This is a genomic window from Couchioplanes caeruleus, from assembly GCF_003751945.1.
GTDB lineage: Bacteria > Actinomycetota > Actinomycetes > Mycobacteriales > Micromonosporaceae > Actinoplanes > Actinoplanes caeruleus.
The window spans coordinates 3,647,515-3,659,952 of sequence record NZ_RJKL01000001.1 but is presented as its reverse complement, the minus strand read 5'-3'; the positions used below and the strand labels follow the sequence as shown (position 1 = coordinate 3,659,952).

Sequence of the window (12,438 nt, the reverse complement as noted above, 5' to 3'; positions counted from 1 at the left end):
GTGATCAACCGCGACGACCTTCGGGCGACGCTGACGACGCTCAAGGAAACCAGTTGGAGCTGGACGTCCGCCGAAGCGCCGCAGGTGATCGAGCGCCTCGGTTGGCAGGTGATCGAGGTGATCGATGATGACGGCATCGTCGTCACACCTCAGTGGGGTCTGAGTCGCGACGAGGTCAACGTACCGTTCCGCAACGGGGAGGTGGATCGCATCATCATGCGGATCACCGATGTCGCTTCCGATCGCAGCGCGGAACTGTCGACACTGCAGGACGCATTCAGCGAAGCCGTGTCGACGGCCAAGGATCTGCTCGGGCCGCCAAGCGAACAGAAGGTTGGAGAACAGCCTGAAGTGCGATGGAGGAACTCCACCTCCACCATCTCCATCGCCAACACTCGTCTCGCGGTGAGCCTGGCGTGGGCTCAGAACGATTTCCAAGACAAACTAGACAGCCTGAAGGCATAGGTTTCCATGACCAACCCTGAGCTCTGGGAACAGCTCGCCGAAGAGTTGGCCACCGAGATGTTGTTCATGGCGAATGGCGATACGGTCATCCTGTCGGACGGGGACCGCTTCGTGCAGTTCAAGCAGGGTAGCGACCGCCTGGACGCCGAGGCCGTATCCAACCGGTGGCTACCGTCGGATCAACGGCTCAGCGCGGATGACGAGGAGCGACTCGAGGCCCTCGGGTGGCGGCACCCGGAGCCGAGCCTCGGTTTGGACAACTGGCGACACAGCGAAGAGTGGCCACTGAGGACCGCCGCGGCCCGGAGCCTGGCGCAGCGCCTCGTCTCGACTCTTCGCGATGTCATGAAGGTCGACGATCCTCGGGTGTTGGAAGCTCGGCGCTTCAACGTTTTCACGGCACATCCCTGAGTCTTGGAGGCGTCGCTGACGCATGACCGCCTGGCGAACGATCGACGACGACGCGCTGCGGTCCCTGGCGGCCGGGATCGGGGACACCCGCTGGTCGTGGCGTCCCGACGGGGTGCCGGAGCTGTGCCGCCGGCTGGGCTGGGACCTGCTCGAGGTCATCGACGGCAAGGGTGCCGTGTCCGAGGCCGGCTGGAACCTCGGCGGGGAAGAGATCGAGTTGGCGTTCCGGGGCGGCCACGTCGACGACATCACCATGCAGATCACCCAGCTCGTACGGCAGGCGGGACCCGACCGCGACCGGTTCATGGGTGACGCGTTCGCGGACGCCGTCGCGACCGTCGCCGCCGCGCTGGGTGAGCCCACGGGCCGGCAGCAGTCGGAGCCGCCGACCGTGCGCTGGCGACTCGAGGACTCCACGGTCCTGATCCGCAACCTGGAAGTCGACGTGACGCTGACCTGGGCGAGCAACAGGTTTCAGGACGAATGGGACCAGGTGGCGGAGGCGATGGCGTGAGTGTGCCGACGTGGGAGCTGTGGACAACTGGTGGCTCGACATCGGTCAGTGGCCGTTGCACCGCGACGCTGCCCGGATCGCCGAGCTGATGGTGCGGACCCTGCACGACGTCCACCACGTCGCCACACCGGGTGACATCGAGCAGCATTCCTTCGGCGTCTGACCTGGCCTCGCGCGCTGCCGGCACGGGAGCGGGCGCAGTCGGCGTAACGGCTCGCCAGTGGGTAGCCTCACGGACGGCGGGACCTGGGGAGGTGTCAGTGGCGCGGGATTTCGACGCGCAGTTGCTCGAGTCGGTGGCGGTGCGTCGCCGGCGGCTGCGGGATGCGTTGCTCTGGGGGACGCTGCGGACGCGGCGTGCCGCCGCCAACCTGCTGGGCCGACTGGTGGCCGGGGCCGCCGTCGCGGCCGTGCTCTGCGCGGGATGCGTCGGCTGGTCGTTCCTGCAGGAACAGCTCGCCCAGCGCGCCGAGCAGCAGCAGCGAAATTCCGTCACGGTGCCGGGAGGCGGCCGGTGAGTGTCGGTTATACCCGGGTGACGGTGGTCGGTGGGGCGCGGCGGGTCGACATGGTGCTGCCCGCGGCCGAGCCCGTCGGCCGGCTCCTGCCGGATCTGCTCGGCGTCGTGGGCGAGGTGGCCACGCATCCGGCCCGGCTGCGCAGGTTGGTCACCGTCGGCGGGGTGGTGCTCGGTGACGACGACACCCTGGATGCGGCCGGCGTCGCCGACGGTGCGGTGCTGCGGCTCGCCGGTGCGGAGGATCTGCCTCCGGCCCCGGTCGTGCACGACGTCACCGAGGAGACCGCCGACGACCTCGACCGGCGCGCGACCCGTTGGAGTCCGGCCGTGCGCCGGTGGGTGGCGTCCGCCGGGCTCGCGGCCGTGGTGGCGGTCGCGACGCTCTACTCGTACGCGCGCATGGACCCGGCGACCGTCTCGGCTGGCGCCGGAGTCTCCGGCCTGGTCCTGGGCCTGGCCGGAGCGGCGTGCGGCCGGGTCCGGCGGCCGCTCGGCCTGGCGTTGATCGCCGGTGCCGGGGTCGCGCTGCCGGCGGCGGCGTGGGCCTGGGTCGAGGTGAACGGCTGGTCCTCGGTGTGGCGGGTCGTCGCGGTGACCGCGGGGCTCGGGCTGGCCGTCGTCCTCTCCGGCGTCAACGCCGAGCGGGGGAGGGCCGCACTCGCCGGTGGGACGAGCATGCTGTCGCTGGCGACGGTGTGCGCGGCCGGGAGCGTGCTGGGGCTGGTGGGGGCGCGGCTCGGCGCCGTGCTCGCGGTCGTGGTGGTCGTCGTCATCGGGATGCTGCCCCGGCTTGCGTTGTCGTCCTCCGGGCTCGCCATGCTCGACGACCGCAGGGTGGAGGACCGGCCGGTCGCTCGCCGGGAGGTCCGCGCGGCGCTGGACGCCGCGCACGGTTCTCTGATCATCGCCGTGCTGGCCACCGCCGCGTCCGCGCTGTTCGCCGGAGTGCTGCTGGCCTCCGAGCCGACGGCCTGGACGGTGTCGGCGGCGGTGCTGCTCGTGGTGGTCCTGCTCGTCCGTTCGCGGATGTTCCCGCTGGCCGCCGAGGTGATCGCTCTGCTCGTCGCGGCGGGCGCGGTCCTGGCCGTGCTGTGGTGGCGCTGGGCCGCCACCGCCGCCGCGCCGGCGGGGCCTCTGGCGGTGGCCGCGGCGGCGCTGGCCGTGCCGATCGCCGTGCTCGTCCTGGACCCGCCGGAGCACACCCGGGCCCGGGTTCGCCGCATCGGGGACCTGCTCGAATCCGCCGCCGTCGTGGCGCTGCTGCCCGTGGTACTCGGCGTCTTCGGCGTGTACCCCCGGCTGATCGAGGTGTTCTCCCGGTGAGCGACCAGGACTGGCAGGCCGTGCTGCGGCGCTCGCTCGACCCCGCGATGGCCCCGAGCGACCGCATCGATGAGCCCACGGTGACCCTGCCACAACTTTCCGAATTGGACACCGCACCCACCGCGCCGCCTCGGGCCCCGGGTCCGGCGCCACAGCCCGCCCCGGCGCGGCACGGCGGCACCGCCACCGACCTGCCCGCCGAGGGCGGCATCGACCCGGCACGGATCGCCCGGCACGCCGGCCTCCACGGAGACTCACCGGCCCGGCGGGCCGGCCTTGCGGTGCGGACGGCGGTCGGGCGGCGTGCCACGAGCGAGGTCGGCGAGCTCGCCGAGCTGGCCGAGCACGCGAACCGGGCGATCACCACGGGCCGGCGGATCACGGTGGCCGGGGTGCGCGGCGGCGCGGGCAAGACCACGGTCAGCGCCCTGCTGACCACCACCCTGGCCGGACTGCGGCGCGACCCGGTCCTGGCCGTCGACGCCGACCCGGACGCCGGGTCGCTGCCGCTGCGCCTGGGCCCGATCGGGGCCGGGGTGCGCACGGCCGCGGACGGCGGCATCGCGCAGGTCTCCGCGTTCGACCAGGTGGCCCGCTACCTCGACCGTACGATCACTGGCGTCTGGCTGTGGCGGCGGGCGCTGTCGAGCTCCCTGGCCCGCCAGGACGAGAGCCACGCCGCGCTGCTGCTGCGCGACCGGGTCCGGTTCCTCAACCGCTACTTCGCGGTCGCCGTGGCCGACCTCGGCGCCGGCATGCACTCGGCGACGAACCGTACGCTGCTCGCCGACTCCCACGCCGTGGTCCTCGCCGGCACGGCGACGCTCGACGGGGTGCTCGGTGCCGACGCGGCGCTGCGCCGGCTGGGTGAGGAGCACGGTGCCGAGCTGCTCGGCCGCTCGCTGCTCGTGCTCAGCACCCCCGTCGAGGGGCCGCTGGGGGTGGATGTCGACGCCGCCGTCGCCGGGCTCGCCCGCTTCGGGACGCCGGTGCTGCGGCTGCCGTTCGACCGCCATCTCGCGCTCGGTGCCGCGATCGACCCGCGACGGATCGGGGCGGACACCCGTACGGCCGCGCTGCGGATCGCCGCGGCCGTGATGGACCGGGCCGTCCTGGCATGACGATGCGCGTCGTGCACCGCCCCGCGCGCACCGTGCGGCCGCTGCTGCCGCCCGAGGCCCGTCAGGTGGCGGCGCCGCCGACCCTGCCCGAGGGTCACTCCGGCGGCAGTGCCGCCCAGGCGTTGCTGCCCGTCGCCGGGGTGCTGTCGTCGCTGACGATGATGGTGATGTTCCGCGGCACCGGCATGATCGTGATCGGGGCGGTGCTGCTGATCGTCACCGTGGGCGGCGTGCTCGCCATGCTGGTCACCCAGCGCGGGCGTGCCGGGCGCACCCGCCGCCAGCAGCGCGAACGCTACCTCGACTACCTCGAGGAACTCCGCGAGGAGCTGCTCTCCGGGGAGCGGGAGACGGCCGCCGCCGCCCGGCTGCTGCACCCGCCGCCGCAGGCACTGCTCGACGTCGTCCGCGATCCGGCCCGGCTCTGGGAGCGCCGCCGCACCGACCGGGACTTCCTCACCCTGCGGGCGGGATCCGGGACCATGCCGGTCGCGCCGCTGAAGATCGAGGACGACGGCAGCCCGCTCACCCCCACCGACCCCTTCATGCTGGCCGAGGCCCGGGCGCTGGTGCGCCGCTTCGGATCGGCACCGGGGGTGCCGCTGGTCGTGCCGCTGGACCGGGTCGGCAACGTCAGCGTCGTCGGCGCCCGCGCCGACGTCCTCGCGGTCCTGCGGGCGCTCCTGGTGCAGGCCGCCGCGCTGCATGCCCCGGAGGATCTGCGCATCGGGCTCGCCTGCCCACCCGAGCGGATCGACGCCTGGCAGTGGCTCAAGTGGCTGCCGCACCTGCGCGACCCCGACCTGCGCGACGGCCCGGTCGCCGCCCGGCGCATCGCGGCGGACCCGGGCGCGCTGGCCGCGTTGGTCTCCGTGGAGCTCCAGCAGCACGCCGGGTACGCGGCGGAGCTCGCCCGCGGCGGCGGCGCCGGAGCGGCCACGGCACTGCTGCCCCGGCTCCTGCTCATCCACGACACGTACGGCGAGATCGCGCGGGAGCTCGCGGTGCCGGATCAGGCGGTGACCGCCGCGGACCTCGGCGTGACCGTGGTGCATCTGGTCGCCGACCGGCTGCAAGAGCCCGGCGACGTCGCCCTCCGGATCACCGTCACCGGTGACGACCTGCTGGTCGAGGACCTGCGTCCCGAGGTGGTGGCCGCCGCCCGGGGCCGCCTTGACCGCTACGACGCCGCCGCGGCCGAGGGGCTGGCACGGTTGCTCGCTCCGCTGCGGCTGTCCCGCGAGTCGGTGCAGGACCCGGCCGCGGGCGGCAGCGCGGACTTCCTCGCGCTGCTGGGCCTCGCCGCGCCGCATGAGCTGCCGCTGACGGCGTGGTGGGCGCCGCGCAGCGACCGCGACCTGCTGCGCGTGCCGATCGGGGTGGACCAGCACGGCGAGCCGGTGCTGCTGGACCTCAAGGAATCGGCCCAGCTCGGCATGGGCCCGCACGGTCTCTGCGTCGGCGCGACCGGCTCCGGCAAGAGCGAACTGCTGCGCTCCCTGGTGCTGGCGCTGCTGGTCACCCATCCGCCGGACGTGCTGGCGATGGTGCTGGTCGACTACAAGGGCGGCGCCACCTTCGCGCCGTTCGCCGACGCCCCGCATGTCGCGGGTGTGATCACCAACCTGCAGGACGACGTCAGTCTGGTCGAGCGGGTGCACACCAGCCTGGCCGGGGAGGTGCAGCGCCGGCAGCAGGCTCTCAAGGACGCCGGGAACGTCGCCAACATCGCCGACTACGCCGCTCTGCGTGCGCGGCGCCCGGAGCTGCCCGCGCTGCCGTACCTGCTGGTGATCATCGACGAGTTCGGCGAGTTGCTCACCGCCAAGCCCGAGTTCATCGAGCTGTTCCTGTCGATCGGGCGGATCGGCCGCAGCATCGGGGTGCATCTGCTGTTGAGTAGCCAGCGGATCGAGAGCGGCAAGCTGCGGGGGCTGGAGACCTATCTGTCGTACCGGCTGGGCCTGCGTACCTTCTCCGAGGGCGAGAGCCGCACCGTGCTGGAGACGCCCGACGCCTACCACCTGCCGCCGCTGCCGGGCTTCGGCTATCTCAAGGTCGACACGACCGTCTATGAGCGGTTCAAGGCGTCCTATGTGTCCGGCCCCTATCGCGCTCCCGACGAGGAGAAGGAGGCCGTCGAGGATCCGCGGCCGCTGCCGTACCCGGCGTACAACGGCATCGGAGGCGGGCCCGGCGAGCCCGCGCAGCCCGCCATGCCGGTGCGCTCCGGCGCCCCGGGGCTGCTCGACCTGATGACCGGGCAGTTGCGCGGGGCCGCGGACGCCGTGCCCCGGATCTGGCTGCCGCCGCTGCCCGCCACCCTGACCCTCGACCAGCTCGGCGGCGGCGCCGAGGTCAGCACCGCCCAAGGCCTGCGCCTGCGCAAGCGCCCCGGGCCGATGCGGGTGCCGCTGGGACTGCTCGACGATCCCGTCCGGCAGTGGCAGGGCCAGTGGACTCTCGACCTGACCGTCGCGGGTGGACACCTCGCCGTCATCGGCGGGCCGCAGTCCGGGCGCAGCACGCTGCTGCGTACCCTCGTCACCTCGCTCGCCTTGACCCACACACCGCGTGAGGTGGCCGTCTACGCCGTCGACCTGACCGGCAGCGCCCTCGGCGCGCTGGCCCGGCTGCCGCACGTGGGCGGCGTCGCGGCCCGCACCGACACCGAACGGGTCCGGCGCACCCTCGAAGAGGTACGCGCCATGCTCGACCAGCGCGAGCAGGTCTTCCGTGACCACGGCATCGACAGCGTCGACCAGTTGCGCCGGATGCACGCCGCCGGCCGGCTCCCCGAACTGCCCACCGCCGACGTGGTCCTGGTCATCGACGGCTACGGGCACCTCGCCGGCGAGTTCGAGGCGTACGAGCCGCTCGTCACCGCCCTGCTGCACCGCGGCGGCGGATACGGCGTGCACGTCGTCGCGTCCATGCTGCGCTGGTACGACGTCCGCATCGCGGTGCAGTCCACCATCGGCACCCAGATCGAGCTGCGCCTCGGCGACCCGACCGACTCCGCCGTCGACCGCCGCCTCGCCGAGCTCATCCGGCCCGGGCAGCCCGGCCGGGCACTGACCGGCGACAGGCTCTTCGGCCAGGTGGCGCTGCCGCGCATCGACTCCCGCACGGACACCCACGACCTCGGGGACGCCATCACCCAGATCGGCCGCGCCGCCCGGGCCTCCTGGTCCGGGCCGGTCGCGCCGCCGGTACGGGTCCTGCCCGCCCGGCTCGACGCGGCGGAACTGCCCGCCCCGGCCGAGGCGGCGGCCATCGCCATCGGCGTCGACGAGGCCACCACCGCGCCCATCGGCCTCGACCTGCTCGGCCGCGACGCGAACCTGCTCGTGCTCGGCGACGGCGAATGCGGCAAGACGAACCTGCTGGCCCTCATCGCCCGCAGTCTGGTGGCCCGCTACACCGACGACGAGATCGTCTTCGCCGTCGTCGACCCCCGCCGCGGCCTCGACGGCGTCGTCCCCGACTCCCACCTCGGCGGGTACGCCCACAACGCCGTGCTCGCCGCCCGCCTGGCCGGCGCGGTCGGCCGGCAACTCGAGGAGCGGCAGAACGGCACCGCCGAGGGCGACCCGGCCGGCTGGCCGCACATCGTCCTGCTCGTCGACGACTACGACGTGCTCACCGCGGCCGCGCAGCCGCTCGGCGCGCTTCAGCCGTACCTGGCGGCGGGCGACGACCTGCGCTTCCACGCCGTCATCGCCCGGCGCGTCGCCGGGGCGTCCCGCGGCCTCTACGAGCCCTTCGTGCAGACCCTGCGCGAGATCGGCGCCACCGGCCTGATCATGACCGGCGACCGTGGCGAGGGCAAACTCCTCGGCGACGTGTACGCCCGCCCATTGCCACCGGGCCGCGGCCAGTGGATCCGCCGCGGCGAACCCGTCCGTCTCATCCAGACCGCCCGGCAGGAGCACCCGTGACCTACGACGTCATCGCCCTCGTCCGGCAGACCCCCGACCCCCGCGCCATCGTGGCCGGCATGGTCGCGGCCGGCGAGCAGTTGCGCGTACGCGAAACCGCGAACGGCGCCGTCATCCAGCTTTGCGACGACGCCGGCCGCCCCCTGGTCTCCCTCGAGACACCCGTCCTGGTGCAGGTTCCCGGCGAGATCAACCGGCTGCTCGGCGACGCGTACGGCGATCGGATCGGCGTACCGGTGTGGTGGATGGAGGCGCGGGCCCCGAGCGGCCGCCCGGAAGCCGAAGCCCTCGCCCGCCGCTTCGCCGACGAGGTCGCCCGCCGCCTCGACGGCGTCGTCTGGCCCGCGATCCCGCAGGCCGCATCGTGACCGCCCACCCCGCCGTCGACGTCCTCACCGACCGCGTCGCCGTGGTCATGCAGGACCGGCCGGTCGTCGCCCTCGGCTCCTGGCTCGCCGACGTCATCCGCATCTGCGCCGACAACGGCAAAGGCCTCCAGCTCGTCACCCCGGCGGCCACCCGGCTGACCACCGCCCTGTACGCCGCCCTGGACGGCCCCGACACCCGCTGGGTGGTCCACACACCGGACGGCCACCACGACGGGCAGTCCGGCCGCCCGCTCGGCTGGAACGGCGCGGCGTTCGTACCGGTGGATCCGCCGGCCCTGTCCCCGCGCTTCACCGACGGCCCCGCGGCGCCGGCCTGGCACCTCACGGTCACCCTGCAGGTCCGGCATCCGGTCTCCGCGCGTCTGCTGCTCGGTGGTGCGATGGAGGATCTGTTCGTCCAGCTCACCGGTCGGCCACCGGCCGGATGGGGTACGGCGGAACCGGCGACGCAGCCCTGGGACCGGCACACCCTCACCGACCTGTGCCGCGAACGCGCACCCCGGCGTACGTGGCTCTGCGCGGTCGGCACGGGCGCCCCGGCGCTCGCCACCATGGTGGTCAGCCGTCCCGCCGAGTCCGTGCTGGAGACCATCCGGTGCACGGTCGTGCGCGGCGAGCCTCTCGAAGCCGACGCGCTGACCGACGCCGGGCGCGGGCTTGCGGCCGCGTACGACGTCCGCCAGATGCTGGTGCAGCAGGCGCCCGGCCAGGCCGACACAACCCACGCGAGCCACTGGACCGGGCTGGGGGCACCGCTGGCCCTACTCGCCGGTGCGGAAGCTGTCGCGGGTCGCCGCGGGGAGGACCTGCGCAGTGTCGGCGCGATCTCGGCGAGCCGGCTGGGCAGCGGGGCGTACTGGTATGCCCTGCACAGCTACGGCGAGGATCCCGCTCAGGCGTGGAGTCGCCTGGAGCAGGTGATCGCACACCTGAGCATCCCGTCGCTGTCTGCGCAAACCCCGCGGAGGTGGGGCCAACCGGAGGCCCGCTCTAACGGACTCCAGTCTTGACGAAAGAAGACCCGTCCTCCTAGCGTTCCACCCGTGGAGATTTGGATCAACCCCGAGTGCTCGAAGTGCCACGCCGCGACGGACATGCTGGACGCGGCGGGCGCCTCGTACACGGTGCGTCGCTACCTCGACGAACCTCCCAGCGAAGCCGAACTGGAGAGCGTCCTGGCGCGGTTGGGTTTGCAGCCCTGGCATATCGCGCGGCTCGCGGAGCCGGCAGCCGTGGCCATGGGCATGGACTCGTGGCCGCAGGACGAGGAGAGCCGGCCCCGCTGGATCGACGCGCTCCTGCGCAATCCGGCCCTCATTCAGCGCCCGATCATCACCACCGACGACGGCGCCGCCACGCTGGGCCGGACGCCGGAAGCCATCCGCGCGATCCTGCCGACCGGACAGCCGAGGTGACCAGAAACCGCTAGTCTCACTGCCGGTCGGACGTGAGGGGTACGAGTGAGACTACGGTGGGTCACCGGCACGGCAGTGGTCGTCGCGGGCGGGGTCACGGCGGCAGTGCTGTACCTGCCGTCCGCCCCACCGGCGCAGACCACCCCGGAAGGCAGCGCCGCGACGGCCGAGGTTGCCGCCGAGCCATTGGTGCAGCGCGGTGACGGCAAGCCGGTGCGCGGTGAACTGCAGACCCTCGCCCTGCCCGTGGCCGCCGGCGCCCGCAGTGCCGAGGCGCCGAAACGGTCGACGAAGCGGTTCAGCCTGCTCGGCGTCACCTGGACCGATTCCGCTCGGGCGGTGGACGGGACGATCGAGGTGCGTACCCGTTCGGCGGGCACCAAGGCGTGGAGCGGATGGCATGCGCTCGACGCCGACGGCTTGCGGGGCCCCGAGACCCGCAAGGGCCGCGGCGCGACCGAGCCGCTGTGGGTGGGCCCGTCCGACGGCGTCGCCGCCCGGATCCGGGGTCGCGCGGGCACCTCGCCGCTGCCCGCGGGGTTGCGGCTCGACCTGATCGATCCCGGTTCGCCGTCCCCGTCGTCCTCGTCCGGTGGGCAGGGCGGTGGATTCGCTGTCGATCCCGCACCGTCGGGTCCTGTGCCCTCGCTCCCCGCACCTTCGCTTCCGGTGCCCGGGCCGTCCGGATCCGTGCCCAGCTCGTCCGTGCCCGCTCCGGCGGTCCGGGCCGCCGCCGTGACGCTGCCGTCCTACGTCAGCCGGAGCGGCTGGGGTGCCGACGAGAGCATCGTGGACGCTCCTCCGGTGATCGCTCCGGCGGTGAAGGTCGTGTTCGTGCATCACACCGCGGACGCGGCCCCGTCGGACTGCGCCAAGTCGGCCGCGCACATCCGGGCCATCCACACCTATCACACCAAGAGCCTCGACTGGGGCGACATTGGGTACAACTTCCTGGTGGACCGGTGCGGCACCCTGTTCGAGGGCCGGGCCGGTGGAGTGGACAAAGCGGTGGTCGGCGCGCAGACATACGGCTTCAACACCGGGTCGAGCGGCGTCGCGGTGCTGGGCACGTACATCAACGGCGGCGTTCCCGAGGTGACCCGGCGGGTGCTGTCCCAACTGGCCGCGGCGAAACTCACCGCCTACGGCTTCGACCCGGCGGGCACGGCCACGATGACCTCCGGTGTCGACGGCGGCAAGTTCCCGCGGGGCACGGTCGTGACCTTCAACCGCATCTCCGGGCACCGCGACGGCTACGCCACCCAGTGCCCGGGCGACGCACTGTACGCCCAGCTCCCGCTCATCCGCGCCGAGGCGACCGACCGGGTGCTGGGGCTGACCGTGAAGCCGCCGGCCGGCAGTGTGCGGGTGGCCCAGACCTACTACCTGCGGGGCTCGGCGGCGATGTCCTGGTCGGCGGCCACGCCCACCGCGCAGATCGCCGGGTTCGACGTGCTCGTCGACGGCGCCGTGCGGGCCTCCTTCCCGCCGGCGGCCCGCTCGGGTGTGGTCCCGGTGCCGCCCGGCTCGCACAAGGTCGCCGTCCGCGCCACCCACGTCCGGGGTGTGGTGGCGACCTCGCCCGCCCTCACCGTCTTCTCCGACGTGACCGCGCCGGTGGTGACCGCACAGGGGCTCAGCCTGCGCGGCGGCACGGTGAGCACGACGGCGGTGCCGGTGACGATGGCCTTCGCCGCGACCGACAACGTGAAGGTGGCCTGGGTAGGCGCCACCTCGCCGTCCACCGCCACGCTGCCCGCGACCGCGCGGTCCTGGGCCACGACGGCCCGGTCCGGCGCGGCCCGGACCTTCCGCATCTCCGCCCGGGACGCCGTGGGCAACGTCGGCACCGGCTCGCTGGTGCGCACCCCGGTGCTGGTGTCCGAGACGGCGGCGCGGCGCACCGGAGCCTGGACGGTCGCGAGGAAGACCTCTCACCTGAACGGCAGCGCACTGACCAGTGCCCGGCGCAATACCAAGCTGTCGTGGACCTTCACCGGCCGCGCGGTGTCGCTGATCGCCGCCCGCTCGATCCGCTCCGGCCAGGTCGACGTGTACGTGGACGGCAAGAAGGTCGCCACCGTGGACACCCGGGCGAAGACGACGGCCACCCGGCAGGCGGTCTGGACCCGGAACCTGGCCTCCGGACGGCACACGGTGACCGTCGTGGTCCGTGCGACCAGCGGTCGCCCGAGCGTCACTCTGGATGGCCTGTCCTACCTGCGGTGAGGGGTTCCGAGCTCGTTCCCGCAGAGATCCCCGTTCGGGTTCGCCCGGCCGTCGCCTCGAGGTGACCGTTCCGCATCGCCCCCTCATGATCGGCGCGATGCTGTGCCGTC

The 12,438-nt window shown here is 73.4% G+C and carries 12 protein-coding genes; all 12 read left to right on the top strand.

The features are described from left to right. The 12 genes from EDD30_RS16270 to EDD30_RS16220 all read left to right on the top strand — a co-directional run bounded on the left by EDD30_RS16270 (position 1) and on the right by EDD30_RS16220 (position 12,328). Positions 1-465: a DUF6301 family protein gene (locus EDD30_RS16270; protein WP_071803918.1), complete on the top strand. Its 465-nt coding sequence runs from the start codon at positions 1-3 to the stop codon at positions 463-465. Between the two features lie 6 nt (positions 466-471). Continuing rightward, positions 472-876, top strand: a complete 405-nt coding sequence (locus tag EDD30_RS16265) for a TY-Chap domain-containing protein (protein ID WP_071803919.1) — start codon at positions 472-474, stop codon at positions 874-876. Between the two features lie 22 nt (positions 877-898). After that, positions 899-1,390, top strand: a complete 492-nt coding sequence (locus EDD30_RS16260; RefSeq protein ID WP_071803920.1) for a DUF6301 family protein — start codon at positions 899-901, stop codon at positions 1,388-1,390. Between the two features lie 10 nt (positions 1,391-1,400). Then, positions 1,401-1,553, top strand: coding sequence for a hypothetical protein (locus EDD30_RS39135; RefSeq protein ID WP_170047185.1), 153 nt, complete (start codon positions 1,401-1,403; stop codon positions 1,551-1,553). A gap of 97 nt (positions 1,554-1,650) precedes the next feature. Continuing rightward, positions 1,651-1,908, top strand: coding sequence for a hypothetical protein (locus EDD30_RS16255; protein WP_071803921.1), 258 nt, complete (start codon positions 1,651-1,653; stop codon positions 1,906-1,908). Further along, positions 1,905-3,233: a type VII secretion integral membrane protein EccD gene (gene eccD, locus EDD30_RS16250; protein ID WP_170208273.1), complete on the top strand. Its 1,329-nt coding sequence runs from the start codon at positions 1,905-1,907 to the stop codon at positions 3,231-3,233. Before EDD30_RS16255 ends, eccD begins: the two co-directional genes overlap by 4 nt. Then, positions 3,230-4,354, top strand: a complete 1,125-nt coding sequence (locus EDD30_RS16245) for a nucleotide-binding protein (RefSeq protein WP_071810208.1) — start codon at positions 3,230-3,232, stop codon at positions 4,352-4,354. The genes eccD and EDD30_RS16245 overlap by 4 nt, the downstream gene beginning before the upstream one ends. Beyond that, positions 4,351-8,295 carry a type VII secretion protein EccCa gene (gene eccCa, locus EDD30_RS16240; protein WP_123678317.1) on the top strand — a complete coding sequence of 1,315 codons (3,945 nt, stop codon included), beginning with the start codon at positions 4,351-4,353 and terminating at the stop codon, positions 8,293-8,295. The genes EDD30_RS16245 and eccCa overlap by 4 nt, the downstream gene beginning before the upstream one ends. Then, on the top strand, positions 8,292-8,663 hold the full coding sequence (locus EDD30_RS16235) for a hypothetical protein (protein ID WP_071803927.1): 372 nt from the start codon (positions 8,292-8,294) through the stop codon (positions 8,661-8,663). Before eccCa ends, EDD30_RS16235 begins: the two co-directional genes overlap by 4 nt. Further along, on the top strand, positions 8,660-9,694 hold the full coding sequence (locus EDD30_RS16230; RefSeq protein ID WP_071803928.1) for a DUF6177 family protein: 1,035 nt from the start codon (positions 8,660-8,662) through the stop codon (positions 9,692-9,694). Before EDD30_RS16235 ends, EDD30_RS16230 begins: the two co-directional genes overlap by 4 nt. Before the next feature lie 33 nt (positions 9,695-9,727). Then, complete coding sequence (locus tag EDD30_RS16225) at positions 9,728-10,099, top strand: ArsC/Spx/MgsR family protein (RefSeq protein ID WP_071803929.1); 372 nt, start codon at positions 9,728-9,730, stop codon at positions 10,097-10,099. A gap of 45 nt (positions 10,100-10,144) precedes the next feature. Further along, complete coding sequence (locus EDD30_RS16220) at positions 10,145-12,328, top strand: N-acetylmuramoyl-L-alanine amidase (protein ID WP_071803930.1); 2,184 nt, start codon at positions 10,145-10,147, stop codon at positions 12,326-12,328. Positions 12,329-12,438 lie beyond the last annotated feature (110 nt).

Coding starts and splice junctions, on each gene's coding strand:
- EDD30_RS16260 (WP_071803920.1), top strand. CDS start 899: ATGACCGCCTGGCGAACGATCGACGACGACGCGCTGCGGTCCCTGGCG.
- EDD30_RS16265 (WP_071803919.1), top strand. CDS start 472: ATGACCAACCCTGAGCTCTGGGAACAGCTCGCCGAAGAGTTGGCCACC.
- eccCa (WP_123678317.1), top strand. CDS start 4,351: ATGACGATGCGCGTCGTGCACCGCCCCGCGCGCACCGTGCGGCCGCTG.